General features: G+C 63.7%; 21 protein-coding genes and 3 pseudogenes. 8 read left to right on the top strand and 16 right to left on the bottom strand.

Annotated elements, in window-relative coordinates:
• Nucleotides 1–21: 21 nt before the first annotated feature.
• From NV1_RS27215 to NV1_RS27200, 5 genes are all read right to left on the bottom strand, one after another.
• Nucleotides 22–1,533: an nSTAND1 domain-containing NTPase gene (locus NV1_RS27215; protein WP_067897326.1), complete on the bottom strand. Its 1,512-nt coding sequence runs from the start codon at nucleotides 1,531–1,533 to the stop codon at nucleotides 22–24.
• A complete protein-coding gene (locus NV1_RS27210; protein ID WP_067897323.1) occupies nucleotides 1,530–2,942 on the bottom strand; it encodes a toll/interleukin-1 receptor domain-containing protein in 1,413 nt (470 codons plus the stop codon). The genes NV1_RS27215 and NV1_RS27210 overlap by 4 nt, the downstream gene beginning before the upstream one ends.
• A 289-nt stretch (nucleotides 2,943–3,231) precedes the next feature.
• Nucleotides 3,232–3,501, bottom strand: a complete 270-nt coding sequence (locus tag NV1_RS45970; RefSeq protein ID WP_067897320.1) for a DDE-type integrase/transposase/recombinase — start codon at nucleotides 3,499–3,501, stop codon at nucleotides 3,232–3,234.
• A 124-nt stretch (nucleotides 3,502–3,625) separates the two neighbouring features.
• Nucleotides 3,626–3,739 (bottom strand): transposase, encoded by a 114-nt coding sequence (locus tag NV1_RS46935; RefSeq protein WP_373864658.1) that lies wholly within the window; start codon nucleotides 3,737–3,739, stop codon nucleotides 3,626–3,628.
• Nucleotides 3,740–4,112: 373 nt separating this feature from the next.
• Nucleotides 4,113–4,856, bottom strand: coding sequence for a S1 family peptidase (locus NV1_RS27200; protein ID WP_067897318.1), 744 nt, complete (start codon nucleotides 4,854–4,856; stop codon nucleotides 4,113–4,115).
• A gap of 280 nt (nucleotides 4,857–5,136) precedes the next feature.
• Here NV1_RS27200 and NV1_RS42485 point away from each other — a divergent pair.
• Nucleotides 5,137–5,328 (top strand): annotated as a pseudogene (locus NV1_RS42485) (hypothetical protein); the annotation flags it as partial.
• Between the two features lie 54 nt (nucleotides 5,329–5,382).
• On the opposite strand, the gene NV1_RS27195 reads toward NV1_RS42485, so the two are convergent.
• The 3 genes from NV1_RS27195 to NV1_RS27185 all read right to left on the bottom strand — a co-directional run bounded on the left by NV1_RS27195 (nucleotide 5,383) and on the right by NV1_RS27185 (nucleotide 8,500).
• Nucleotides 5,383–5,811, bottom strand: a complete 429-nt coding sequence (locus NV1_RS27195; RefSeq protein WP_067897315.1) for a lipocalin-like domain-containing protein — start codon at nucleotides 5,809–5,811, stop codon at nucleotides 5,383–5,385.
• A 305-nt stretch (nucleotides 5,812–6,116) separates the two neighbouring features.
• Nucleotides 6,117–6,851 carry a dienelactone hydrolase family protein gene (locus NV1_RS27190; protein WP_067897313.1) on the bottom strand — a complete coding sequence of 245 codons (735 nt, stop codon included), beginning with the start codon at nucleotides 6,849–6,851 and terminating at the stop codon, nucleotides 6,117–6,119.
• 269 nt (nucleotides 6,852–7,120) lie between these two features.
• Nucleotides 7,121–8,500 (bottom strand): immunity protein Imm33 domain-containing protein, encoded by a 1,380-nt coding sequence (locus NV1_RS27185; protein ID WP_444980812.1) that lies wholly within the window; start codon nucleotides 8,498–8,500, stop codon nucleotides 7,121–7,123.
• Between the two features lie 868 nt (nucleotides 8,501–9,368).
• Between NV1_RS27185 and NV1_RS46930 the strand changes: the two are divergent.
• Nucleotides 9,369–9,863 (top strand): annotated as a pseudogene (locus NV1_RS46930) (SMI1/KNR4 family protein); the annotation flags it as partial.
• 59 nt (nucleotides 9,864–9,922) lie between these two features.
• Complete coding sequence (locus NV1_RS45965) at nucleotides 9,923–10,795, top strand: SMI1/KNR4 family protein (protein ID WP_245713949.1); 873 nt, start codon at nucleotides 9,923–9,925, stop codon at nucleotides 10,793–10,795.
• Nucleotides 10,796–10,954: 159 nt separating this feature from the next.
• Here NV1_RS45965 and NV1_RS45960 read toward each other — a convergent pair.
• Nucleotides 10,955–11,155 (bottom strand): annotated as a pseudogene (locus NV1_RS45960) (TetR family transcriptional regulator); the annotation flags it as partial.
• 96 nt (nucleotides 11,156–11,251) lie between these two features.
• Between NV1_RS45960 and NV1_RS27165 the strand changes: the two are divergent.
• Nucleotides 11,252–12,208 carry an NADP-dependent oxidoreductase gene (locus NV1_RS27165; protein ID WP_067897300.1) on the top strand — a complete coding sequence of 319 codons (957 nt, stop codon included), beginning with the start codon at nucleotides 11,252–11,254 and terminating at the stop codon, nucleotides 12,206–12,208.
• A 103-nt stretch (nucleotides 12,209–12,311) separates the two neighbouring features.
• Here the strand turns inward: NV1_RS27165 and NV1_RS42470 are convergent, their stop codons facing one another.
• Complete coding sequence (locus tag NV1_RS42470; protein ID WP_169813406.1) at nucleotides 12,312–12,851, bottom strand: DUF4232 domain-containing protein; 540 nt, start codon at nucleotides 12,849–12,851, stop codon at nucleotides 12,312–12,314.
• Nucleotides 12,852–13,296: 445 nt separating this feature from the next.
• On the bottom strand, nucleotides 13,297–14,457 hold the full coding sequence (locus tag NV1_RS27155) for an epoxide hydrolase family protein (protein WP_067897297.1): 1,161 nt from the start codon (nucleotides 14,455–14,457) through the stop codon (nucleotides 13,297–13,299).
• A 124-nt stretch (nucleotides 14,458–14,581) separates the two neighbouring features.
• Between NV1_RS27155 and NV1_RS27150 the strand changes: the two genes are divergently transcribed.
• Together NV1_RS27150 and NV1_RS27145 are read left to right on the top strand one after the other, a co-directional pair.
• The gene (locus NV1_RS27150) at nucleotides 14,582–15,181 is read left to right on the top strand and encodes a TetR/AcrR family transcriptional regulator (RefSeq protein WP_157117397.1); all 600 of its coding nucleotides are present in this window, start codon (nucleotides 14,582–14,584) and stop codon (nucleotides 15,179–15,181) included.
• A 357-nt stretch (nucleotides 15,182–15,538) separates the two neighbouring features.
• Nucleotides 15,539–16,666 carry an alkaline phosphatase family protein gene (locus tag NV1_RS27145; RefSeq protein WP_067897292.1) on the top strand — a complete coding sequence of 376 codons (1,128 nt, stop codon included), beginning with the start codon at nucleotides 15,539–15,541 and terminating at the stop codon, nucleotides 16,664–16,666.
• Between the two features lie 205 nt (nucleotides 16,667–16,871).
• On the opposite strand, the gene NV1_RS27140 is transcribed toward NV1_RS27145, so the two are convergent.
• The 5 genes from NV1_RS27140 to NV1_RS27120 all read right to left on the bottom strand — a co-directional run bounded on the left by NV1_RS27140 (nucleotide 16,872) and on the right by NV1_RS27120 (nucleotide 23,375).
• A complete protein-coding gene (locus NV1_RS27140; RefSeq protein WP_067897289.1) occupies nucleotides 16,872–18,215 on the bottom strand; it encodes a family 1 glycosylhydrolase in 1,344 nt (447 codons plus the stop codon).
• A 375-nt stretch (nucleotides 18,216–18,590) separates the two neighbouring features.
• Nucleotides 18,591–20,570 carry a glucans biosynthesis glucosyltransferase MdoH gene (mdoH, locus tag NV1_RS27135; protein WP_067897287.1) on the bottom strand — a complete coding sequence of 660 codons (1,980 nt, stop codon included), beginning with the start codon at nucleotides 20,568–20,570 and terminating at the stop codon, nucleotides 18,591–18,593.
• Between the two features lie 182 nt (nucleotides 20,571–20,752).
• Complete coding sequence (locus tag NV1_RS27130) at nucleotides 20,753–21,169, bottom strand: hypothetical protein (protein WP_067897285.1); 417 nt, start codon at nucleotides 21,167–21,169, stop codon at nucleotides 20,753–20,755.
• A gap of 495 nt (nucleotides 21,170–21,664) precedes the next feature.
• Complete coding sequence (locus NV1_RS27125) at nucleotides 21,665–22,225, bottom strand: hypothetical protein (protein ID WP_067897282.1); 561 nt, start codon at nucleotides 22,223–22,225, stop codon at nucleotides 21,665–21,667.
• A gap of 613 nt (nucleotides 22,226–22,838) precedes the next feature.
• Entirely contained in the window at nucleotides 22,839–23,375 is a 537-nt protein-coding gene (locus tag NV1_RS27120) for a helix-turn-helix transcriptional regulator (protein ID WP_067897279.1), read from the bottom strand.
• 422 nt (nucleotides 23,376–23,797) lie between these two features.
• Here NV1_RS27120 and NV1_RS27115 point away from each other — a divergent pair, with 422 nt between their 5' ends.
• Together NV1_RS27115 and NV1_RS27110 are read left to right on the top strand one after the other, a co-directional pair.
• Complete coding sequence (locus tag NV1_RS27115) at nucleotides 23,798–24,409, top strand: DUF2589 domain-containing protein (protein ID WP_067897276.1); 612 nt, start codon at nucleotides 23,798–23,800, stop codon at nucleotides 24,407–24,409.
• Between the two features lie 27 nt (nucleotides 24,410–24,436).
• Nucleotides 24,437–25,126 carry a hypothetical protein gene (locus NV1_RS27110; RefSeq protein WP_157117396.1) on the top strand — a complete coding sequence of 230 codons (690 nt, stop codon included), beginning with the start codon at nucleotides 24,437–24,439 and terminating at the stop codon, nucleotides 25,124–25,126.
• The last annotated feature ends 58 nt before the right edge of the window (nucleotides 25,127–25,184 follow it).

Raw genomic sequence — 25,184 nt, 5'->3', positions numbered from 1 at the left:
GTCACCGCCGGTCCGGGTGCCCTACAATATACCCTGCGCATCGTTCTCGAGTTTCTCACCGGTGGCATCCCAGAAGCTGTTCCGCGCTTGATCACCTTTCGCGACTGCCACGACACCGAGAACCACAGCCACCACGGTGGTGATGGCGGTCACCGCGAGTGCCGCCATGAGTATCCGTGAACGTTTCCGCAGCGCGGCAGCCTGCTGCTGGGCGGTTCGGAGTTCGGCCCGCTGCTGTTCCGCGCGGGCCGCCAACGCCGCCTTCTCCTCTTCGGCGCGCCGCCGGTCGCGGTGTTCGCGCACGACTCCGGTGAGGACATCGTGGGTCAGTTCGATCCGTTGCGCGCCGTAGCGTTCCTCGAGGCGTAACAGCCGCAAGCGAATGAGCCGGGTGAGTTCGTCGTCGGTCAGATACAAAGGCACAGCGTCTTCGCGGGCGTAGCTATTGCGGTACCCCTTTTCGGTGATCAGTTCGGACTCGATGAAGCGGGCGACGCGTGGCGGCAGATCACGCACACACGACGAATAGTAGTTGGACAGGACGTCGCGCTTGGCGTCCTCGACCAGCTTCTCGTCGAAGTGCGACTGGCAACGCCGCTTCCGCTCCTCATTGAGCTCGCGGCAGAATAGGCTCAGCAGCGCAGGCTCGACTTCCGCGCCGTCGAGTTCGTCACCGGGACGGGCGCCGTCCGGCGCGGCGGTATCGCGATCGCGGTGCATGCCTTCGCCGGCGATGATGCGCACCACCCGGCGCGCCAACGCATCCGTCATCAGGCCCGCAGCTGGTTCGTGCACCGCATCGAATGCTTCGGCTGCCCGCAAGCGAAGCAGCCGCATCCGCTTGCGTCCCAGCGCGGGAATAAGCTGACGCCATTCTTCGAGTTCGGGAAGGAAGTCTTCCCGCAGGCTTATCACCAGCTTGTAATTGCGCGACCGCAACCGAAACCGCGCAGCTACGGTCTCATCAGCCTCGATCCGCGCGACCAGATCGTCGGGAATGCGGTTCTCGGCCAGGTCGCCGAGATCATTCCGGAACGTCTGGACGAGATCGCCAACCCGCTCGCCGAGCGTAAACAGCTCTTCGAATTGGTCGAGCACGATAACCGGCGTCAGGGGATAGTTATCCGCACTCCATAGCTCGAAGTCCACGCGATGCAGGTATTCCCATACAGATTCCTGGTCCGAGGGCAGAATCGCGTCGGGAACGTCGGCGCGGATCGAGTTCCGGATAATCTGATGTAGCTGATGATTGAGCGGCGCCGCACCCGGTGTGACATCGAAGCGCACATAGATCGGCAGAAGATTATTTTCGCGCAGCATGGGGAACAAGCCCGCTCGCAGCAGAGATGTCTTGCCGAGCCCCGACCGTCCATACAAGACCGTAACCGGCGCGTCGAGCACGTACTTCAACAACGATTCTGCTTCACGGTCGCGCCCGTGGAAGAACGCGCGCGCGTTTTCCTCGAACGCCTCGAGCCCCGGCCACGGGTTGTCGGCGTCGAGTTGCACGGCCGCCGCCGTTGCGCTGATCACGCCGCTGCCTCGGCGCTCCGCATAGCACGGATTTCTTCCTTCAACATCTCCAGCAGAGCCGTATCAGGGTCACCGCCCGGCGCGCGACCGAATTGCAAGTCGCTGAAACCAGGCGGAATCCGTTTGTACCGACTTGGATTACCCTGGTAGTCGTTGTCGACGACGACGGGCACAATGAAGTGGCGCCCCAGAATGGAGTGCGATTGGTCTACCGCTTCGTACCACTCCTTGAACACATAGGCTTGCGATTTCAGCTCGGTGTTGGCCGAGATGACCGGGATGAACAATCCCACAGTTCTGCGGATGGCGGTCAGAATCTCCTGCTCCCAGACATCGCCCGGATTGAGTCGGCGCTCGTCCAGCCAAGGATCCCCACCCAGCCTTTTGATCGCCTCGCACAGCCTCCGGGCAGCATAGATATCCTCGTGCGAGTAGCTGATGAAGATCGCCGGTGTGTGCGGAGCAGGAGGACTGATGGCATCAGAGGAGGTGCCTCGCCTCGGGGTGGATTCCTCCCACCGCCTACGCAATTCCGCAGCGAACGCGGCCGGTTTCATCTGCAGCTGCCGGATCTGTGTCCTGCGACAGTATGTTGTGAAGAAGTCCGATAGTGACGGTTCGCCGGAGGAACAGACGAAGAAGAACTGCTTGGACTGCAGGGACAGGCGAGTTGGGCTCTCCATGCGCAGGAGAAACCGCGCGTGCCAGTCGGGGATCTCGCAGCCGACGAACAGCATCGGCTGAGACTTCAGCGGTTCAGCAAGCCAGCCGGGAAGGCGAGCGGCATTACTGAGCAACGCGTGCAGCCACTCGAGCTTATCCTCCTCGTGAATCGCATACTGCGGAGTGGAGGCCGCTTGACCGAACAGGCTCAGGACCACGGTTTCGGCGGGGCCGGCCGCTTGGTCATTTCGATCATGTTGATTAGTGGACAGATTCAGCGAGAATGGGACTTCACGTGTCGGCGGCAATCCATGGGAACGGACCTGGTTGAGTGCTTGCGCCAGCAGCCGGTCAGGCGTCGTACTCACGAACAGGCGCAAGTCAGTGATCGCGGCGAGGTTTCGAAGCGCGTCCCCAGGCGCCGGATCGAGTTCCTTGATTGTGCGGTTGATGATGCGATATAACTCGTCGAGCACCTCTGCCCTGTCTCCCGGGTGCTGTCGCAGGATGGCCGCCACCGCTTCGCCCATCGTGGTCGTTCCCGGTGGCAGGGACAGCTCATACTGATCAACGAGGCATTGGCCGATGAGCGTAGTAAGCGTTTGTTCGGTGCCGTCGGCATTGACCGTCGTCAGCTCGGGTCCGACAACCGGTATCAGTACCTGCTCCCTGATATGGTCGAGCAGATCATCCCAAAAGTCTTCGTTCGCGCCCTCACACGGGCTCGTCGCATTGACTTCTTTCACTGGCTCCTCCCGGTGTGGTAGCGACGGGCAAAGTAATTGGGAGTAGCCGAGATCGCAGCGACCACTCGACCAGCTTGCTCATCGTTAACCATATGATTGCTAGCCGGGCTGATTAAGTCTCCTTAGGGCTCAAACCGGATGACCTAAGTCCTGCAATCCGCTTGGGCTTTCAATTTGCTTGATTTCGGCAAGTCCCTGGTTCTCTGTGCATCAGTGGCACTGTCGTGATGTATTCGGCAAGTGAGATCCTTTGGCTTGCAGCCGGCGTCGGTGATGCGGCGGCTGACGCTCAGGAAATGAACTGGGTGCCGTGGTCGCTGTGAACGACGGTCCGGTCGGGTGAACGTGCCGCAATGGCCATGTCGAGTGCGGCGAGCACGAGCGACGCGGTTGGCCGGAGTCGATGGCCCAGCCCACGATCCGTCGAGAGTATGCGTCGATCACCGCGCAGCAAAACCTTGCCCTCACCGGTGCGGTGTTCGGTTATGTCGGTGCACCACAGCTGATTCTCTCGCTCAGCGGTGAAGTTCCGTTTGACCTGAACACCAATACTTTTCATGCCGGCCGCGCTGCACGCAGCTCGTCCTCGAGCTGTTTGATGCGGTTCAGCGCGTCCCGCAGCTGTGCCGATTCCACCGTGGGGATGCCAGGTGCCTCACCGCGGTCGACGAGGGCTTGCTGCGCTATCGGTACAGGCTGCCTTCGGCGACTCCCAGATCTTGGGCGACGGTGGCTACGCGCCGACCTTGTTCGAGGATCAGACCGACTGCGCGCTCCCGGGATTGCGGTGAATACATCATCGGCACGGGCGGAGATCCTTCCATCGAAACGGGTAGGAATCTCACAACCTGGCGGACAGAACCTCAGGACAGCCCACCCAGGGATATCAGCTCCACCGTGTCGGTATCGGTGTCGGCGACATAGGAGCCGACCATGCATGCCTCCCCCGGCACCACAAGACAACCACGTTGAGCGGTACGTCGGTGATCGATCGCATCGCGACCTGGCCCCACACGAATCCACGCGCAATGCCACATCGTACAGGGCCAGGTCGGCGGTGGGCGACGCCGCGCAGCCGGGTCGCTGTCGGCCTGTATCGGCGCAGCCCTTCGTCGGACACCCGCACATATTCCGCGAAGCTGCGCACTGCAGGTGTAACCGGGGTGTCCTTCACAGGAGTATGAATCCGGCTCCTACGGCGTTAGTGCTGCGGTTGATATCGGCGAGCGCGTAATTGATCTGGAGGGAATCCATCGGGCTGTGGATAGGGTTTTGAGGATCGCGACACCGGTATAGTTCGGAGTTCTTGAAGGCGATCTCGAAGTGGTTGATCATTCCCACCAGTCGGTCACCGAGCAGGACCGGGCCGCCGGAGTCTCCCTTGTCCACGCACGCATAGTGGATGAAACCTTGTGCATCGGAGTCCAGGACGGCGCCGCAGGTGAATCCGGTACTGCGGCCGTTTTTGCAGATGATCTGGCCAGGTACGGGTGGCACGCCGATCCCGTTGATAACGGTGGCGCCGACCTGGCGTACCGGGTTCACCCGTGCGGGATCGAATTCGATGATCTCCCAGTCGTGGTCGATGCGATCCTTGTTAGGGTCGTATCGAGGATCTACCCGTGCGACGTGACCGATTACCCCGGACTCCGGGAATTTCTCCGCCAGAACCGCGGTTCCGCTCGGGGCGCAGTGCCCCGCGGTGATCCCGACGAGCCGGCCGGCATGGTCGTGTCCGATCGCAGTCAGCGTGCACAGTGCTTGCTTGCCGGAATCGTCGGTCTCGAGGACGATCCCGGAGCCGCCGCCGATGACCGCGGGCGGCGCGGCGTGCGCGTGCCCTGCAGCTGGCCAGGCCGAGACCGCCAGTATGAGGACGGCGGTCCTGGCGAGGAGTTTTCGTACCGTTGTCATGCCGACTTCCTTCCCGAACGAGAGGTGTCAGTGATGCCGCACAGTACAAATCGGTTGCTACTTTAATGAGGCCGTGGTGGCGGCTCAGTCTTGTGGCCGGACCGTGTCCGGGTCGATATTCGGCCGTGTTTCACGCTCGGAGGCAGGGGTAAGCTCGCCGCCTGATACCACACTGCCCGCTTCCGGCTGATGCCCGCGCCGGCGAAGGCATTGCGTTGGTCCTCGGCAGAAGAAGGTTCGCGAGTATCGGGGTCGGATACCGTCTCCGGATCGGCCGACGACGGACCTCTCTCGCTGGGGCGCACGGGATATCGCGGCCATCGCACACGCCCTCGACACGCGACCCCGCAAGACCCTCGGCTGGAAGACACCCGCCGAAGCCTTCGCCCAGCAACTACGATCACTCCAGCGAACCGGTGTTGCGACGACCGATCGAATCCGGCCCAGCCACTTCCAGCTGGTCGGGTATTAGCGGCCGGAAATGTCGGAAGAACTCGAACAGAGTCCGGCCGGCGCTTGTTGATCGCTACTCCGCGCGGACCCAGTACAGCCGGTTGACCAGGACGTACTCCCCTACCCGGGTCGGCGGCGTAGCGAGTACCAGCCGGTCGCCGGACAGTTCCGCCGTGCGTCGCTGCTCACCGCCGACCCAGTTCGGGAACAGGCTCATGCGCAGCGTATGCACGACCACGTCGGCCTCCAGCCGGTATTCACCACAGTAGGCGATGTAACTCGAATACGCCTCGGCCCGTTCACCTTCGGTACCGGCGAGCACCATCGGTGTCGACAGCTCCCGCCGATCGGCAACGGCGAGTTGACCACTCATCCACCCGCCGGAAGTGTAGATCACACACCCTTGCGGCTGATCACCGAAAGGCGTTGAGATCGAGCCATTTTCGTCGATGGCAGTCCACGCGACCAATTGCCACCGCCCTACCAGTTCCTCGACGTCCATGTCCCGATGCTAGCCCCGCCCAACGGGGCGGCCCGGTTGGCGAGCAGACGATGCAGGGACGCATCCGCACACACCGACCGGCGCCGGACCATCCAGCCGGCGGGAGGGGGCGCGTCGACGAAATCCGTGCGCACGACTATCGTCTGGCCGAATCTGCCACTCAGGCTGTGAATGGCGGAAAACCGCTCGATAAGCGGCTACCGTGCGTCGACGGCGGCACCGCTATCGAGGAGGGCCGGGACCTGTCCTCGATAGCGACTCCGGCCGACGGCTCTATTGTCTGCAGTTGGCCTGACGGCCCGGCCTCACTTCAGGTGCCGGGTGAAGAACCGGTTCGCCTCCTCCCCGGCGTGCTGCGGGACGCCGGTATGCCCGCCCATATTGGCGTGCAGCGTCTTCTCCTTGGAGCCGAAGGCGTCGAACAGGTCCAGGGCCATTTGCCGGTCGTTTCCTTCGTCGTCCCATTGCAGCAGGACGTGTAGCGGAATGGTGACCTGCCGGGCCTCCTCGAGTATGGCGCGGGGCACGAAACTACCGGCGAACAGAACGGCGGCCGCGATGCGCGGCTCCACCACCGCCAGCCGGGTGCCGATGGAGATCACCCCGCCCGAGTAGCCGACCGGGCCGCCGATCTCGGGCAGCGCGAGGAGGGCGTCCAGGGTGGCCCGCCATTCCGGGACCGCCTTGTCGACCATCGGGAGGATGAGCCGGTCGACGATCTCGTCGTCGACCGGGCCGTCAGCCGCCAGCGCCCGGTGCAGGTCGGCGAGGGCCTGATCGGCGGCTGACGAACGGGGCCGGTCGCCGCTCCAGGGGAGCTCGATGGTGGCTACGGCGTAGCCCTCCGCCACGGCGTGCCGGGCCCGGGCCAGCAGTCGCGGGTACGCCCGGCGCAGCCCGAGGGGAGGGGGGCCGACCAGGATCAGCGGCACCGGTGTGGACGCGGATCCGGGCGTCCACAGGATGCCGGGGATCTCGCCGAGGGTGAACGCGCGTTCGAGGATGTGGTCGTCGAGGCGCTGTTCGGTAATGAATTGCACGGTCGTGCCTTTCGGGAATGCTGTTGAACGGCGCTCCCGGACGACCTATCGCCCGACCGTGACCCCGGAGGGGAGCACCCATGTCGATACTGCGTTCACGGGTACCACCTCCTCGTTCTCTGGCACGGCCTCCGGAAAGGTAGCAGTGGTCGCAATCGTTCGCCAACGGATTTTTGCGGCGGCTCCGCGGCTGGACGCACACAAGTCGGCAGTTGCGTACGTTCCCAGAGATGTGAACGACCCGGTTCGCACCACGCTCACCGACCGCGTCAGCGGGTGAGGCCCAGGAGTTCGGAGGTGTACGAGCCGGGTTCGGGGATGAGCTCGTTGCCGAATATTCGGACGCTGGAGCGGATTTCGGAGCCGCGCGGGCCCTGCGGGGTTTCGATCAGCACCTCGGTCCCGCGCGGAAGGGCCAGGAATCGGGTCAGGAAGGGCAGGGATCGAGTCAGGTCCCACAGGCTGCGCACGTGTCCTGCACCGTGCTCATGCTGCCGTGTGCAGCGCAGGGTCCAGCCGGAGTGAGCCGGATCGTCGATGGACTCGCGGAACAGGAACACCGCCGAGTCGGAATCGGTGACGCAGTCGGTGACGGTCGCGTCCTGAGTGTCGAGGGGAAATGTGGTCCACTCCTGCGGCCCCAGCCCGGCGACCACCTGCTGCTGTGCCCACAGCTCACGCAGTGTGAGGTCGATCTGCTCGGCCCACGTCTCTCCGGCGGTCCGCTCCTCGAGGCCCAGCATCCCATCGGGACGGCTGATGAGCCGCAGTGTGCGCCAACCGGATCGGACGGTCTGACCGGCTGCGAACCGAGTACCCTGTGCGATCGCGTCCTGCAGCTCGTCCAGCACCAACGCGGCCCAACCGGACCCGGGCGCCGTCGCAGGCGCCGGCAGGACGGTCCAGGCTGCGATATCCGGCAGGCCCGATCGCTTGCCCACGGTGGTCCAGGTCATTCCCCGGCCGTCGGTCAGTAGCGCGTGTCGGGCCGGGGTCGGCTCGGTCAGCGCCGGCTCCGGTCCGAATCGGGTGCCACCCGCGGTCAGATCGTTTCCGTGGTGCAACACCATCGCTGTGACGGCACCGTCCGGGCGCTGCGGCGGGGACATCACGACCGCGGTCTCGGGGGGCAACGCCAGGAACTGACGCAGGTACGGGAAATCCGCCATAACCTGCCCGAGTTCGACGTCGATGACCTGTTCGTCCTCATGTTTGTCCAGGCAGATCACGCGCCAACCGGACACCCCCTCCCCGTCCGGGGTATGGCGGCTGAAGGCGATCTTGTCCGCCGTCGCAGCGCAGCGGTGCATGATCACCCGATGCTGTTCGGTGATCTCGCCCCAGGATTGCGCGAGGCCGAGCTTGCGACACACGACGGATTGGTTGTGCAGATCGGTGATCGTCTCATCGACCTGCTCCCGCCAGACATCCGGCGCGACCGTCTCCTCGAGCCCCAAGGTGCCGTCCTCGCGCGCGATGACGCGAAGCACGCGGCATCCGAAGCGGAAGGTCGCTCGCGGCTCGATCCATCTCCCCCCGAGCACCATGTCCCGGAACGCGTTCAGAACCGAGAACACCATGGATATCTCCGGAACCTCCCCAGACACGGTCGCGGTGAATTCGGCATGACCCGATCCGGCCTCGGTCATTGTTCGCACACGCATCACCCCGCCGACTCAACCCTTCGCGACCCGATTTCGCAATACGTTGCGGCGGAATCGGTTTCGCGTCCCGGCGGAACGCAATATCACCCGACTACACTCCCGGCGCATTTTCGACCGGAAACCGGGTGGGGCTCAGCAGATATCGCGCTCGGCCCGGGTCGTGCTCGTTCTCCGTGCGGGGCACGATCACCCGGCGCAGCTCCGAGCTGTTCCAGCTCCTCGCCGTCCGGCCATAGCGCGCGCTGTCGGTGGCCGACGAGATCCCTTGCCGGATAGGCATTTCGTGGTCGAGATTGGGTGTCAACTCCGAGATCAGCACGGTGTCAGCTGGCTGTTGTGGGTCGTGACGCCGGTGACGCGTGCGCGGGTGGGGTGAGCCGAAAAGGGTCGGTCCGAAGGCGTGAACCTGCGGCGCATCGGAATTGCCCCATCCCAAGTGTTCGATGTACATCGCGCACTCAGCGGCAGTTGCGGTCGTTCAGCCGATCCAAATGATCTCAGCCCGTTGATCTTTCGAGCCCGTCAAGATCACCCCGAACCGCTCGCGCAGCGGCATTACAGGATGTTCTGCGTGCGGTGCCATCGCTCGCTGTGTCGATTCGATCGAGGCCGGTGCCGGCCTTGTCGGCGATGGGATTTCTGTGGCGATCTGGCATGGTGGTAACGGACGTGGTCGACGGGTGGGAGAGGGCTGGGCGTGCAATCGGAGATTCGACAGATCGCCGAACGGATCGCGACGAGTGCTCCCGGCGGGTGGACGCGGGCCGTCGTGACCGGTGTCGCGGGCCGGAGTGGAGGTGTCAGCGTGCTCGGGACCTACCTGGTCCCCGGCGCGCCGAACGGGCAAGTCCTGATGAAGCCGATGATCGTAATGGGGATGATGCCTGGCTTCACTCGAATGCTGGTGCGGACGAACGGATGGCAGCAGGCGTGCCTGGAACTGTGGTGCGAGCCGACCGGGACGTTCACGTTCACGGCGGCCTCCGGTCCCATCACGCATGAAATCGTCGGAGGGCAGAGTTGTTATGTCGCGATTCTCGACGGCGAATACCGGTTGCCCAGGTCCGGCGCGGCGCAGCAGGCGGGCAACTCGGCACCTACAGGCGATCCGGACCTCGCGGTCGCCCGGTTCCGGACGTACCTCGCACGCCGGGACGCGATCCTCGGAAGGCCGGCAACGCTGTCGCCTCCCGCGACTTCGACCGCGATCGAGGAAACCGAGCGTCGACTCGGCTGCCAACTGCCGGCAGATCTGCGGGCGCTCTACCTCATCGCAGACGGCGAAGCGGACGACGACGGCGATCTGTTCAACGGCTACCGATGGCTTCCGCTGAACTTGCTCGCGGACTACGTCGAGGAGTTCCCCTCGATGTGGGATTACGAGAGCACGTTGGACAAGGCGCTGTATTGGCAGTGGGTGGTTTCGACGCCGATCCGCCGGAGACGGTGCGGCGCTGCGCCGATCATCCTGCGTGGCTGCCGTTCGCGGCCAGCGACGGCTTCAATTTCCTGGCGGTCGACCAAGCCCCAGCGCTCCGGGGCCGTCCTGGCCAGGTCATTTCCATCGGTCGTGATTTCCGCGAGTCCGTTTGGTACGAGGCCGATTCGGTCACCGCGTTGCTCGGTCAGTACCTAGCTGAATTGGACGCGGACAACTATCGGGTGGACGGCGATCGCTTGTCGTTCATCGAGCCCCAGCGGCGTCTCGGGCCGGAGATGCTGAGCACGACCACCCTGCCGAGGGAGATCGCTCCCGCTACCCAGGACGTACACATCAACCACGTGGTCGAACCGGTCGATCTGTCACCGCTGGCGGCGGCACCGCGCATTCGACGTCTCAGTGTGACCGGGCGCGGGGGAACCACAGATCTGTCACCGATTGCGGGGATGCCGGTGGAAGTGTTGTCCGTTGCGCTGGCCGGCGGGGATCTGACACCCCTCGCTGGGCACCCGGATCTCTTTTCGATCCAGGTGAGCACTACGTCACCGCTGGATATCACGCCGTTACGCGCCAATGCCAGCCTGCGGTGCCTGGACTTGTCGGCCGCTGAGGTCATCGACCTGACGATATTGGCCGATATGCCCGAACTTCGTGCGCTCGCGCTCACGGCGCCGCAGTGGGCCGCGTTCCTCGATGAAGCCACGTTACCGTCCACTCTCGCCGTGGCGCATCTGCGTGGCGTCTCGTCCATCGACGACGCGCTGACGTGGTCCACTCGACTCGGTCTCCCCGCGGGAGAGGTCGTCCGCATCGACGGAAGCGGCGCTGTGGCCGGCTGATGCAGCAGCCCGCGAACTCGCAAGGGCTTCATCGAAGGTCGAACCCGGTGCCGAGCTGCAGATCTGGGGCGACCCCACCCCGAACAAATCCAAACCATCCGCCTGGCCTGGGCAAACGCTGCAGCCTGACTGCGAAACACGAGATACTCGGCCACACCTTTGGGCACGGTAAACCGCCTCCACCAAGGACACGCGGGTGGTGAAACGGCGGCAGAGCGTGCCGATGCCGACGCCGGCCTCGCGGGCGATGACGCGCATCGACGTCTCCGTCTCGATGGATGCGAACATACGCGCCGCGACCTCGATCAGCTGTTCGCGGTTACGCGCGGCATCGGCCCCGCGGCGCCCGCGGTTCCCGATCCATCAAACGGATCGCGCTCCGGTTATGCTGACTTCCGTAAACGGAGCATAGTCCGTTTCAGGGCGGATCCGCGAATGCGAGGGAGACGAGGAAGCATGCAGCAGCACGACGACGGACTTCGAGACAACACGAGCAGGGCGGTCCGGCTGGAGTCGTTCGGCGGCCCGGAGACACTGGCCGTCCTGGACGGGCCCGAACCCCGAGCGGAGCACAGGCAGATCCGCGTCCGGGTGACAGCAGCCGGTCTGAACCCGATGGACTGGTTCATGACCGCGGACGCCGAGACTGCGGCACGGTTCGGCCTGAGCCTGCCCGCCGGGTTCGGGACCGACTACGCGGGAGTCGTCGACCAGGTCGGTGCGGGCGCGGTCGGCTACGCGGTCGGCGACCGCGTATTCGGGGCGGCATTGTCCCGAGCGGTCGCCGACTTCGTCGTGGTCGACGCGAATGGGAACATCGCGAGCGGCGTCGCCCATCACACCCCGGACGACGTCGATGATCGCACCGCCGCCACCCTCTCGATCGCGGGCAGCACCGCGGCCGCCGCTCTCGCCGTCCTCGACCTCGGTCCGGACGATACGGTGCTGATCGGCGGCGCGGGCGGCGGAGTCGGCGTGTTCGCAGTGCAGTTGGCGCGAATCGCAGGTGCGCGAGTCATCGGAACCGGCTCGCCATCGACGGCGGAGTACCTGGAAAGCCTAGGCGCCGAACCGATCGCGTACGGCGACGGCCTCGTCGACAGGCTCCGCGACCTCGACGCGGGCCCCATCACCGCGGCACTGGACCTACACGGAACGGATGCGGTGCACGCCGCCCGCGAGCTCGGAGTTCCGGATGCTCGCATCTGCACCATCGCGGCCGTGGTCGACGGAGTCCCGGCTGCCAACGGCGCCAACGCCGCGCCCGATGCTCTCGACAACATCGCGCGCCTCATCGCAGCCGGCCGTCTGCGCGTACCCATCGCAGCAACCTTCCCTGTCGAAGACATTCGCGCGGCCGTCGATCTCCAGGCGGCCCGGCACGTCCACGGCAAGGTCGTGATCGACCTCTGATCGGCGAGCTCGATCCGGTCGAGGCCGCCACCACCTCGCGGGAGGGGCAGAACGCGGCATGGTCCCGGCAGGTCCGAGGCCCGGCACCTGTCGGGCTCTCGACCTACGGGGTGATCGGGTGGACGAGGACGTTGCAGGGGAACATGTTGCCGGTTTCCACCGGTTGGGTGGCGGTCATATCGGGTGGGGTGACATTGAGGGTGTGCGAAACCGGGCAGGGCTTGCCCGCGTCGGTTGTGGTGGTGCCTTCGACGATGGCGTGGGCGGGCCGGCCGGGTTTGATCGTGACCTGCTGCGGGGCCGAGTAGCTGTGGTCGGGGTTGCCGCCGAGGAATCCTTGCAGGGAGCGCTGGGCGTGCTCCCAGTTGTTGTTCGGAGCCCACATGTCGACGCCTGGGAAGCCGACCATCCAGCACGCGGTGTCGCCGGTGGTTTCGAAGATCAGCGCGGTGCCGACGTGGTTCCGGTTCGAGACCGCCAGGTTTTCGGCACGAACGTGGATCTGACCGTTCGCGCATTCGGCGATGGGCGCAACCGTCGGCAGCCCCGGGGCATCTGCGGCCGATGGCCGGGAGCCGCCGGAATCCGGCGCACCCCCTGACCCCGGCGACACCTGTACGCCGCCCGGCGTCGACGGTGCCACACTCGAACCCGACGGAACCGAGCTCGACACGGTGACCGGCGCACCCGGGCCGGGCGTCACCGCCGGCGATCCGCTTCCATTCGCAGAGCAGCCGGCGGTCACCGCAACGAACGCGCAGGTCATCACTGCCGCACTCGCGATATTCCGATTCATGATCGCGATCCCTCCCTCGTGCTCGCCCGTATCCTGTTGCGTCGCAAACCGATCGGCGAACTACTTCGACGGTGGGTATGTCTGCGCAGCCGCCACGGGCGTTAGCAAGCAATGTTGTTTCGGTTGACTCCCGATCTGTGCGGGATCGCCCCTCATCCGGAGTTGGAACGGCAGCGCTGTCACGCGGTGACTCGTCCTGCCATGAGCGCGTGAGACGAAAATGTAAATACCTCAGCCCGGCGGGGACTGTCCCAGGTTGGATGAGACGATGTGCCCGGCATGAGCGTTGGCGTCAGGAACGAAGGGTGCGCAGCCCGGTGCGGATTTCGCTGACCAGGATCTCGGGCTGTTCCAAGGCCGCGAAGTGCCCGCCCTTGTCGGCCTCGCCGTAGTGGATCAGATTGCTGTAGGCGTCTTCGATCCAGCTTCGTGGCAGGCGTGGGATATCCCTCGGGAAGACGGTCACCGCGACCGGAAGCGTCAGCTTCGGGCCGGCGAAAGTGAGCGACTTGTTCTCCCAGTAGATGCGGCCGGACGACGCTGCGCTGTTGGTGAACCAGTAGAGGGATATCGCGTCGAGCATGTCGTCGATGCCGAGAGCGTCCTCGGCGAGCCCGTGGTTGTCGGTCTTGGACTGGAACTTCTCGTAGATCCAGGCTGCCTGGCCGGCGGGAGAGTCCGCCAGGGCGAATCCGACGGTCTCCGGCTTCGTGCCCTGAAGGTGGTTCGACCCACCGAGATCGCCGGTGTAGAGGGCCAGGGTCTCCACGGCGTAGCGCTGTTCGGGCGACAAGGTGTCGGGTATCTGTTCGGGAAAGGCGTACTGAGTGTTCAGATGAATTCCGAGGAGCCCCTCGGGTTGCATGGCCCCGAGGGCGGTGGTGACGACGGCGCCCCAATCACCGCCTTGCGCAACCCATCTCGGGTAGCCGAGACGCTTCATCAGCTCCACCCACGCGCTTGCGATGCGCGATACGGTCCACCCGGCCTGGGTGGGCTTCCCGGAGAACCCGAACCCGGGGAGCGACGGGACGACGACGTCGAACGAATCGGCGGCGTCCGCTCCGAACGAAACCGGATCGGTCAGAGGGCCGATCAGCTTCAGGAACTCGACGATCGAGCCCGGCCATCCGTGCGTGAGTATCAGCGGCATCGCGTTGGGATTCTCGGACCTGACGTGGATGAAGTGGATGTCCAGCCCATCGATCTCGGTCAGGAATTGGGGGAAGCGATTGAGCTCGGATTCCAAGCGCCGCCAGTCGTAGCCGCGCTCCCAGTAGTCGACTAGAGATCTGGCGTTCTCGACGCGAACCCCTTGCGACCAGTCGCCCACCGTTTCCCGATCCGGCCATCGAGTTCTGGCCAGTCGCTGCCTCACGTCGTCGATGTCCGAATCCGAGATCGAGACGGTGAACGGGCGGACCAGGGCCGAGGTCGGCGGCGGTGTGGTCATTGCCTTCTTCTCCTGAGCTTCGAAGCACAGCGCAACTTTTCGTTGCACACTAGTGTGCAGCCTAATTCATTGCACACTAGTGTGCAGTGTGATTCATTGCACACCAATGTGCAACACTGGTGTCGTGCCCACCGAGTCCTCCCGTGTGCGCTCGATGAACGAGACACGCGACCGCATCCTCGACGTCGCCCTCGATGTGCTGGGAGAAAACCCCGACGCCGGAATGGGCGACATCGCCTCCGCTGCCGGCGTCGTGCGTCGCACCGTCTATGGCCATTTCCCCTCGCGCCTCGACCTGGTTCGGACACTCACGGAACGGGCCGTCACCGAGATGACAGCCGTGCTCACCGAAGTCAACGCCTCCGACGCAGAAGCGGACGCAACCTGGGTCGAATTCATCGCCCGCCTCTGGCCGGTGGCGCACCGGTACCGAGTGCTGTTGGCGCTGCGCCGCGGCGAGTACGGCGAGGCGATCCACGGCCTGCTCGGGCCGGTCGATGAGCTTCTCGCCGACCTGGTGAAACGGGGCCAGGACAACGACGTGTTCGCACAGCACCTGCCGGCAGACATTCTGAGCCAGGTCGCCTACGGCGCCGTGTTCGCCATCGCGGACAGCGACCTGTCGAACGGGACCCTCGGCGCCCGAGCAGCGACGATCACGAGCCTGCTGATGCTGGGAGTTCCCGAGACGCGCGCAATCGCTCTCGTGGGCGACCAGCCCTGACCCGCAGCACTCGAACGGAGCCGCGGATCGTCCTGCTCCGGGCCCTGGCGGTGAAATATGCGGAATTCGTTCGCGCCCCGTAACTCGAACTCGACTGAACGCCCCTGATCGCCGCTCGCGCGAATACGAACCGCCGGACCCACCGCAGCTCCGATAACTGGGCGGATCGGCGGTCACTGCGCCGTCGTCTCGGTGTGCGTGGACCGAGCGGCCGCTGGGAGGCCGTGGTGGACGACGGTGGCGATCGCGTGTTTCGGCGATCGACGTTTGCCGTCGGTTCATTCGGTCGGGGAGGCTCGGTCACTTGCTGCTGGTTAGCTCTGTCGCGGCATCTTGCCAGAGACAAGGAGATACCCCATGAAGAAGCCGCAGATCCAGCGGGCCTTCGCCATTGCCGCCTCCGTCGCGGCCATGATTCTCAGTAGCGCCGTGGCCGGCGCCGAGCCCGGTCGAGGCGATGCTCCGGACCACATCTTCTACATCATGATGGAGAATCACGGGTACTCCCAGGTCATCGGCAACACCGCCGATGCACCGTACATCAACTCGCTGACCACCCGGGCGAACGTGGAGACCGCTTTCCACGGTGTGACTCACCCGAGCCTGCCGAACTACCTCGCCGCGTTCTCCGGCGACTTCCAGGGCATCTGGGACGACTGCGCCGCCGGCGCCAATATCACCTGCGCCCCTGAGGAATTCGTACCGACCTCCGGCGACGCCTCCGCGAGCGCTTCGCTGACCCCGGACCAGATCGCCGGCGCGACCGCCAAGCGGCACATGTTCAACGGCCGGAATCTGGTCGATCAGCTCGAGACCGCCGGCAAGTCGTGGAAGGCGTACATGCAGTCCATGCCCACGGCCGGCTTCACCGGCGCCAAGGACCCGAAGTCGCTGTACGCGGTGAAGCACAACCCGTTCATGTATTTCTCCGACATCGCGAACAACCCGGCACGCACGAACAAGGTTGTGCCGCAGGAGGGTAACCTCGACCAGGACCTGTCCACCGGCAACGTCGCGCAATTCACCTGGATCAGCCCGGACGTGTGCCACGACATGCACGGCGCGTCCACCGCCATCGCCACCGGCGCGGGCATCTCCAACTGCGCCTACCCGGCCTCGAGCCTGGACCACAGCGTGATAACGCTGGGTGACCAGTACCTGAAAGACACCATCGGCAAGATCACCAGCTCGCCGATCTGGTCGAAGGGCAACAACAGCATCATCATCGCCTGGGACGAGAACGACTACGCCGGCTATTCCGGCGGCCCGGGCAGCCCGGTCGGCGCGAAGGGTGCCGTCCTCGGCGGTGGCGATGCCCCGATGTTGGTCCTGAACAACAAGGGTAAGCAGGGTCACAAGATCAACACCCGGGCCGACCACTACACCACGTTGGCGACCATCGAGAAGCTGTGGAAGCTGGGCTGCCTGGCCAACACCTGCTCTCCGACCACCTCGGGATCGATCGAGGAGATGTTCCACGAGTAAGGCACGGCCGCTCCGCGGCAGTGACACCGGCCCGGTCGCTCTCCGAGCGACCGGGCCGATTTCGTCTCGGCGCCGGTCGGGGCGCTCAACTATCCGATCTGCCACGAGTGCCGGATCGGGTTCATCGGCAACATCGATGTCCGGACAGACCTGCCGAGGGTTCCGAGCGGTGCCGCGCCGAATCGGGCAGCCGTGGATTCCGGATCTACGGCCCCGCGACCGGGTCGAGACAGCTGGCCGGCGGGTCGACGAAAATGCACAGAGCCGGGGCACGGGTGGGGCGATAGCCGACGGGGACTCCACCCGCGGCGACGATCTGCGCATAGCCTCCCACAGCGTCGGTGGGGCGGCGGGTGAGCGACGGGTCGGTGCGTACATCGACCGTATAGAGGCCGAATCTCGGTGTGTAGCTGCCCCATTCGTAGTTGTCGGTGAGGCTCCAGTAGTTGTACCCGATCAGGTTCATACCGGCGGCCTTCGCGCGCTGCAGCCAGTAGACGGTGTCGCGCAAGTGGTCGCTGCGGGTGTAGCCGTCACCGCGAGGCCGACCGTTCTCGGTGGGCATCCCGTTCTCCACGACGTACAGCGGCTTCCCCGGAAAGCGGCGTGAATAGTGCTGCAGCGCATAGTAGATCCCCTCGGTGCGCAGCGGCATCTCCCAGATGCGCGGACCCGGCAGGGTCGGCAGCGCCGAACCGGTGGCCCGCCCGATCGCCCCGTACAGCGACTGCGCCGGGTCGAAGCCGAAGTAGTAGTCCACGCCCACGTAGTCGAGCCGGGCGGCGACCCGGTCGACGAACGCACCGTTGACCTGGTCCTCCGCTCCTGCGACATATCCGACGTTGGCGGTGACCTGAGCGCCGGGTTGTTTGCTGTGGATGTAGTCGTAGCCGGCGTTGTGCACATCGACGATCTCGTTCAGCATCCGGTCGGCGTCGGCACCGCCCTCGCGAACCTCGTTCCGGATGTATGCGGCGGGCTCGTTCACGGTGACCCACAACGGATTCCGCGAGGAGTACCGATCGACGACGGCACGCATATCGGCCAGCCAGTCCCCGACCATTCCCGGATTGCGCCAGCCGCCCCGGCTCGCTTCCCAGCCCGGGTACACCCAGTGGTCCAGTGTGATCATCGGCCGCATGCCGGCCCGCACGATGCTGTCGACGACAGAATCGTAGAAACGAAAGGCACGCTGGTCCCACACCCCGGGCGCGGGCTGCAGGCGGGCCCACTCGATCCCGATACGGAACACCCGCATCCCCATGTCCGCGGCCAGCCGGATGTCGGACTGGTAGCGGTCGGCGAAGTCGACCGAATTCCCCAGTGGCTCCAATCCTCGATCCCGAGCGATATAACGCGTCCAATTACTGTCGGGCGCACGACCTTCGGACTGGAATCCCGAACTGGCAACCCCCCAGAGGAATCCGGAACCCAGCGACGAGAGCGCGGCCGCCCGCGGCGGTCCCGCCAGGGCCGGAGTCCCGGCCTGCGACACCGAGGCGGCAGCGACGAACACCGCGGCGACAATCCGAAGAAGCCAGGATCGCATCGATTCAGGGTAACGAACGGACCCCTGCCCGCGCAGGCGATGGCGCCATTCCCACTCCGCCCGCCCGACGTCGCGGGGTGATGCGTATTCGTCATTGGGTCGTCGTGGTCTGCGCGGCGACGCGGGCTCGGCGTAGCTCCGGTACAGGGCCGGCGACCGCCGAACTCGCGAGCTCGGGGTCACCCGATCGTGCAGCAGCCCCCACAGGGCGATCGGCCGATGGCTGCCGGCGGTTCAACGCGCCTGTGGTTGACGAGCTTCCGATTCGAGATGCGAGCTGTGCGTCAGCCGGTTCTCGTGGGGGCATCGGGCACCGATATCTCGACGGCATCGAAGTCGTCGATACTCCCAGCACGCACGGGAAAACCACCGGGTTCATGTGCGGACGAGTGGTTGTTCAGGCATCGGTGTCGGCCGGACCTGCGGGTAGTCGATCGTCACTACCGGTGGGGCCTCCGCCCACAGATGGTGGGGGTCGCGCAACAGGGCGTTCTTCTCCCTATCGGTGAGTTCGCTCGCTGGTGTTGCGCTGGCACAGTACTTTTCGGCTGCGGTTGCCGCGGCGGCGCGTTGTTGCGGTGTCATGGGGGCAGCGTGGGCGAGGAAACCTTGATGCACGGCGATCGCGGTGTCCTCGGTCAGCGCGGCTCGCCATGGTTGTGAGGGGAGCTCTCGGCCGATGAGTTGCGCCCAGTGTCCGGATCGGGTGATGATCGGCGGGGCATCGGCCTCTTCGGGGATGAGCAGGATCCGGGCGCGCCGGGTAAGGGCGGCGATGCGCTCGGAGGCGAAGGTTCGTGCGATCGGTACGGTGCAGATCCAGGACATCCACATCGGCGAGAGCCACCACAGCGCCCACGAGTCCGTGAAGAACAGGGTCGCTGCGACGCATGCACCGAACGCCGTGTGAGCGAAATACAGTCCGAGGCTCTGGCTACGGGTCGACATTCCCGTGGTACGACGCAGGGTGGTCCATCCCACGTCACGCCCGTAGCCGAGTTCGACCACGAACAACGCATGGGTCAGCAGCCGAGTCGGGGTGGTTGCCAACCACAAGACCTGGTCCAGCACACGGTTTCCCAGCGAACTCCAGACGGGCACGCGTTGGTCGCTGATCGACCGGTTGCGGACCGCGATCCCGAACCCGACCGCAGGTACCCCGGCCCAAGATTGACGGGCGGCGAAGTCCCACACCAGCAGCGGGACAAAGATCGCCGCGGCTCCGTAACCGGGTGCGTGGGCCATTGCGATGATCAGGCCGCACAGCAGCAGAAGCAGCGGTGTGGACACATCACGCATGGCGGCCATGGCGAAGCGGATCCGCCCCGCTTGTGGGAGTTTCGAGGTGCCGATGAGCCGGAAATTGACGAAATCGCCTTGGAACCACCGACGGTCGCGGCGAAAATATTCGTCGAAAGTCGGCGGGCACTGCTCATAAGAGCCCTCCAGTTCAGGTACCAACCACACCTGCCAGCCTGCCCTGCTCAGCAGCGCGGCCTCGACGAAGTCGTGGCTGAGGATCTCCCCACCGAAGGGCGGACGTCCTGGGACCATGGGCAGCCCGCAGTGCTGCATGAACGGCGCGATCCGGATGATCGCGTTGTGCCCGTAGTAGGCGCCGGCGCCGCCTTGCCAGACTCGCTCGCCCCACTGCACGATCCGGGCGTTGCTCCAAATCGTGAACTGTTGCAGACGCGCCCACAATGTTCGGCCTTTGATGATGTCGGGTGCGGTCTGCATCAACGCCGCCGCAGGGTTGGCCTGCATCAACTCGACCAAACTCAGCAAGCACTCCGCCGACATCAGGCTGTCGGCGTCCATGGTCACCATGTACTCGTAGCCGGCACCCCAGCGTTCGCAGAACTCGGCGATGTTGGCGGGTTTGCGACCCTGCTCGCGGTGGCGTCGCCAGTAATAGATCCGCCCGAAAGTCCTCGATACCGCGTGCCATGCCAGTTCCTCCTCCACCCAGCAGTCCGGATCATCGGAATTGCTGATGACATAGATATCGAACAAATCCTGGGCGTCGGCTCGGCATAGCGACTCCGCGATCGCGGCGACGTTGGCGAACACCTCGGCGGTGTCCTCGTTCTTGATCGGAAATACGATCGCGGTAGCCACACGCGAGTCTGTCACCGAAGACGATGATTCCGGCCACCGCAACCCTTTCGGCACCGTGCGTCGCGCCGCCGCGACCGCACCCAGCACCCAGGTATTGGCGCCGATGGTCAAGAACACCGCAAACGGCGTCGCCAACACCATGACCGCGGTTATCCCGGCGCCGGACAATCCGGCAGCTTGTAAGAGTTTGTGATATCCGGCGAGCAACACCAACAGACTGGTCGGCCAGCCCACGCATATCAGGACAAGGCCAGCAGGACTTTTCGCGCTGCCACGGCCCCCACCCATGCCAGTAGAGAGGTGGGGAGGGTTCATCGGCTCATCGGTCGTCAATTGGATCCTCCTACACATCGGTCGAACAGGACCTACGGGAAACACGCACGGCTTTGAATTGCGCGAGTATCAAGCCCTCGCCGTCAAGCGCCCCACCGGACCACATTCACCCTTGGGTCCCTGCGCCGACCCAGTCTGCGAAGCCGACCGGCGCTCCCGTGGAGACGTTCTGCTGCTTCCTTGGGTAGCGCCTCGATGGACGATGAGTGGATGAATTCGGGATGCACAGTGATCACGTCGACGGTAGCGACCAGGCCGGCCGGGATCGCGGAATCGAGATGATCGACACCGGGGGTAAAGACCGCGTTGATGCCGAGGTTGTTTACCATTTCGATCAGCTGGTCGGTCGGGCGGTCGGTGTTGGCGCTGAAGACGATCGTCTTGGTGAGGTCATAGCCGAGCCTTTTGGCGAGGCTTCGGATCTGGGCCTCATTCGAGCTCTGCTGGGCACCCGCAATGTCGCGGCGCAGGTAGCCGATCGCGGTCCGGTTCGTGCGCATCCTTCCTCCATCCGATTGACTGGCAGGCAGCCCTGTAGCCGGTCGACAATGTTGGTCTGTGTGAACTCGTCAAGAGCTCGTTCGAGCAAGTGCCATCCGGAGTCCGGCCGAACCTCATTCCGGCGAGAACGATGCACATGGGTAGCAGATTGACTTCCAGCTTGGGTGGGAATTTTTCTCGCTTGCCAATATGCGTGGGTCGGGATCACGATTCCTCCTTTTCCAGCCGGCGTGCGGAGCCTCCTCCCTCGCCGACAATTACATCTGCAAGAATGGCCCGGGGAACTCGAATACTCGAGGGCCTCGAGAGGTAATCCAGAGGGCTCATTCGTAAGATGGTTGTTGAACCGAAGAGCTGCAGAATTCCCACGGACGCCGCCGATAGGCCGCCGATGTTGTAGCCATAATCGGCATGGGCACATGCGTGAACAGGTGACGAGCCGTTATTTGGACCGTCAGAACTGCGGCCATGTGGGGCGCGTGACGGTCCGAATGCTACTGACTGGTGGTGGACACGCCGTCCACCTCGGCGTCTTGTTCTTTATGGTCGCGCTGTCTGCCCCGTGGCTGGCCGCCGAGGTCCGCGGCCAATAACACGCGACCCATGAGCCCACGTGTAGCGAGCCAGCTGGACATGAACCCCAGTACGGCCGCGAATATTGTCAAACCGCTGGCAAAGGCCTTTCCCGAGGCGCCGGTCCCCAGCGCCTGTCCCATAGCGGTGAAGATGGAATCGCCGCCCGAAGGTATCTCGTTCATATTCGCGAGGGTGGCACCCACAAGTACCTTTGTGAGCCAGTCCGAGATCTGTTCCAAATTGGTGTTCGGCAGGACTGGATCTCGTCCCTCGGTCATTGCCCCCGTCCTTGGCACCCCGAAAATAAACCCGAAAAATCCTCCCACAAAAAAGGATGCGAGCGCATACACGTTGAGTAGCCCGAAGACCTGCCATCGAATATCGGAGCGAACTGAGAACGCATAAGCCGATTGGGCGATGAGGCCGCCCGTGATCGCAAGTCCGAGGAGGAAGACGAACCAGAAAATCGCCTCCGCCACACGTTCCTCCAGAGTCTGCGTCCTACGCCTTTGTTGCGGGATAAAGGTGTGTGCGTACCACGCGAGCCATCTGGGCAGATTCGAGGAGGAGTCATCGATTTTTTGTCGAGTGGGTTTCTGCCTTCCCTGTGATGCCGGGCTCATGATTTATGCCTCCCAACTACAGATCGCGGTTACCTTGATCGGCCTGTCGGCGGATTGTGCGGAAGCTGTTCATCAGCCCATCTGCGGATCGAGGTGCACTTGCTCGTACCAGTAGCTGCACACGAAAGGTATATGTGGAGTCCGTGATCTTTCTGTCTCCGGTAATACCATCTGTAATAGTGGACGCGCGTGTCGGTGGCCTTCAAGCGCCGCGGTGAGGAATCTGCGGTGTTCGTCCGCAAGGTGGATCACAGGCCTACGGCCGCAGTCCACAGGCGGTCACCACCGTCTTCCGGATAGTTCGATGACGCGAAGTTCCCCGGACCGCAGTTCTATTGTCGTCGGGATACATCCTCCGCGTGTATCCCGACGACAACTCGCGGCAGAGCCTCGACTGACCTTTGCCGGTTCCTATGCCCCTCCTGAAACCAGCCCAATTGAACTGCTCAATGGAACTGAAGGAAGGGCGTCACATTCCCTCGGTTCCCTCTTTACACTCGGCCGTGCTGTCGGCGAAGAGCCCGGATCGCCAGGCCAAGACGATGAGTTGTTCCCGGTTTCGCAGATTACAACGTTGAAGTATCCGTGAAATATGGCTTTTCACGGTGCTGACCTCCAGGGTCAGCCGGTCGGCGATCTCGGCGTTGGCGAACCCTTGCGCTACGAGCGAGAGGATTCGCTGCTGATGATCTGTGAGTCCTGCGATAGGAGCCTCGGGACAATCCGCGAATCCGGTCGCAGGCGCGCTGTGGGCTGACGCCGCATGTGCGCTTGCGCTCCGACCGGAATCCGTGGGTGGGGGCGCTTGTTCGTCGGTGCTTTCACTGACGTTACCGAGATCTGGTGGGGGATCGACGGGCTCCTCGTACAGCTGGTCGACGAGCTGTTCCAGAAATTGACGTTCGATGCGCAATTGCCCGAGGATACGAAATGCCGGCAACCTGCCGCTGGATACCAAGCTGATGACATGTTCGGCCGACAATTGAAGCTCACGCTGAACTTGCATGGGTGTCAGATATTCACGACGAGCGTGCAAAGTTTCCCTCCACGGTCTCGGGCAAGACCATCGGCTCGCACACCAGAGAGCACACCTGCCAGCTGCCTGAACTACCAGCTACTCAGGAAATTCTCGCGAGTGTGTCAACCCTTCGGCGGTGCCCGGTGGCAGTCTGCAATCCACCTGGATCGTGCCATCCGTCGCGGGAATGAGTACCGTAGATTCCCTCTCCAGACGCTTGAAGGACCTGGACGCGCAAGCCAGTCTTGCAGATATCACTAATCCGACCTGAACAGGAGATCACAACAGCGCCCTGACAACTTGCATCGACTCGCAGACAAATATCGAGTTCGCCGTAGCAAGGCACACTCGACGGCTCTTTCGATGTAGTCATCCGACCGAATGGCACGTAACACAAGGAGGTTGCAGAAATGGCTATAGGTCAGGAAATATCCAGCCTGGATTTCTCCGCTATGATCGGTGGTCCGCTTATCGCGGTCGTCAAGGCGCAAGCCCAGTCCGCCCAGGCAACCGCTGATTTCGTCAGGAAAGTCGGCTTCACCGCAGATGGCAAACTCGAGACGATGTCCTTCAGCTATTACAAGAATTCGACACCGACCGACGCGAAGGGCACGACGTCCGATTTGACGAAGATTGATATTCCAGTTTTGACCATGCTTCCCATTCCATGCCTCAGGATTCAGGAAACCGTCATCGACTTCAATGCCAAGATCAACTCGGTGGAGGAGACTCAGACGACGTCGAGTAGTGACCTATCCGTTGACGCACAGGCCAAAGCTGGATGGGGGCCGTTTTCGGCCAAACTCAAAGCTTCGTATTCCCACAAGTCTTCGAATTCTCAAGGGCAGAAGGTCGAGCGCCAGTATGGGATGTCGGTCAACGTGAAGGCTGTACAGGACGAACTTCCAGCTGGATTGGACCGTCTCCTCAGCTTACTGGAGGGCGGTATCGGAGAAGGAACCGCCCAAGCTGCGCCCAGTGATAAAGACCGCACCGGACCGCGTGGTACCGCATCAACGTAGCGCTCCCGACCTGAAATGGGCCTGAAAATGACCGATTTTTCGACGATGCTCGGCTCCGTGTTGGCGAGCTTGGCCAAAGCTCGGTACATGGCCGACTTGGAAACGGCAGCCATTGCCGAGCGATATAAGGATCATGAACTGCTGGAACGTTTGAGCATCCCCCGTATTCGTGTTCCCGAACTACAGCTCGACCTGCCGATTGCCGTCGGGGATATAGCAGAGGGAACCCCAAGTAGGTTGCAGGACCCGCAGATGATCGCCGACAGCGTTCGCGCTGTCATCGATGACGAACTGGATGCTCTCGGAGAGGCCGGGCGCGAGATCCGGGCGAATGTGCCGCGTCAGATCTTCGATCAATTACATGTGGACTTGTGTCGGACAATCAAGCCAGGCCATATGATCCCGAAGGAAACGGTCATCCGCAAGGCCGAATCGATTGTCGGCAAGATAATTTCTTCGGAAGAGCATAAGCGGATCGGCTCGAAGGAGCGGCGGGTCCTGATCGACGCAGTGCGTACCCGAGTCGGCGAAATTGCAGAACTGGAACAGAATGTGTCATCCGCGATCACCGTCTCCGTCAACACAGACGACATCAAAGAGCGCTACTCCCCAGCCGACCTCGCGCGTGTGCGTGTTGTCCTGCGGGAAGATGGAGTTGAATGGGAATCAAGCCGTTTGCAGAACGGCGCCACGATGATGCGTTTGTCCGCCGAGTAAAGAGAACCATCCATGTCACGAATCGAGGTGTGTGGTGAGCAAAGAGGATCATGCTCGC

The organism is Nocardia vaccinii NBRC 15922 (assembly GCF_001613305.1).
Lineage (GTDB): Bacteria > Actinomycetota > Actinomycetes > Mycobacteriales > Mycobacteriaceae > Nocardia > Nocardia vaccinii.
This window is presented reverse-complemented; position numbering and strand designations above follow the sequence as displayed.

What these genes read in the sequence shown, in the direction of transcription:
- NV1_RS27140 (WP_067897289.1), bottom strand. Translation starts at nt 18,215, where the DNA reads ATGCGATCCTGGCTTCTTCGGATTGTCGCCGCGGTGTTCGTCGCTGCC.
- NV1_RS45970 (WP_067897320.1), bottom strand. Translation starts at nt 3,501, where the DNA reads ATGAAAAGTATTGGTGTTCAGGTCAAACGGAACTTCACCGCTGAGCGA.
- NV1_RS46935 (WP_373864658.1), bottom strand. Translation starts at nt 3,739, where the DNA reads ATGTATTCACCGCAATCCCGGGAGCGCGCAGTCGGTCTGATCCTCGAA.
- NV1_RS27195 (WP_067897315.1), bottom strand. Translation starts at nt 5,811, where the DNA reads ATGGACGTCGAGGAACTGGTAGGGCGGTGGCAATTGGTCGCGTGGACT.
- NV1_RS27185 (WP_444980812.1), bottom strand. Translation starts at nt 8,500, where the DNA reads ATGACCGAGGCCGGATCGGGTCATGCCGAATTCACCGCGACCGTGTCT.
- NV1_RS27155 (WP_067897297.1), bottom strand. Translation starts at nt 14,457, where the DNA reads ATGACCACACCGCCGCCGACCTCGGCCCTGGTCCGCCCGTTCACCGTC.
- NV1_RS27130 (WP_067897285.1), bottom strand. Translation starts at nt 21,169, where the DNA reads ATGCGCACGAACCGGACCGCGATCGGCTACCTGCGCCGCGACATTGCG.
- NV1_RS27120 (WP_067897279.1), bottom strand. Translation starts at nt 23,375, where the DNA reads ATGCAAGTTCAGCGTGAGCTTCAATTGTCGGCCGAACATGTCATCAGC.
- NV1_RS27145 (WP_067897292.1), top strand. Translation starts at nt 15,539, where the DNA reads ATGAAGAAGCCGCAGATCCAGCGGGCCTTCGCCATTGCCGCCTCCGTC.
- NV1_RS27165 (WP_067897300.1), top strand. Translation starts at nt 11,252, where the DNA reads ATGCAGCAGCACGACGACGGACTTCGAGACAACACGAGCAGGGCGGTC.
- NV1_RS27115 (WP_067897276.1), top strand. Translation starts at nt 23,798, where the DNA reads ATGGCTATAGGTCAGGAAATATCCAGCCTGGATTTCTCCGCTATGATC.
- NV1_RS27200 (WP_067897318.1), bottom strand. Translation starts at nt 4,856, where the DNA reads ATGACAACGGTACGAAAACTCCTCGCCAGGACCGCCGTCCTCATACTG.
- NV1_RS27110 (WP_157117396.1), top strand. Translation starts at nt 24,437, where the DNA reads ATGACCGATTTTTCGACGATGCTCGGCTCCGTGTTGGCGAGCTTGGCC.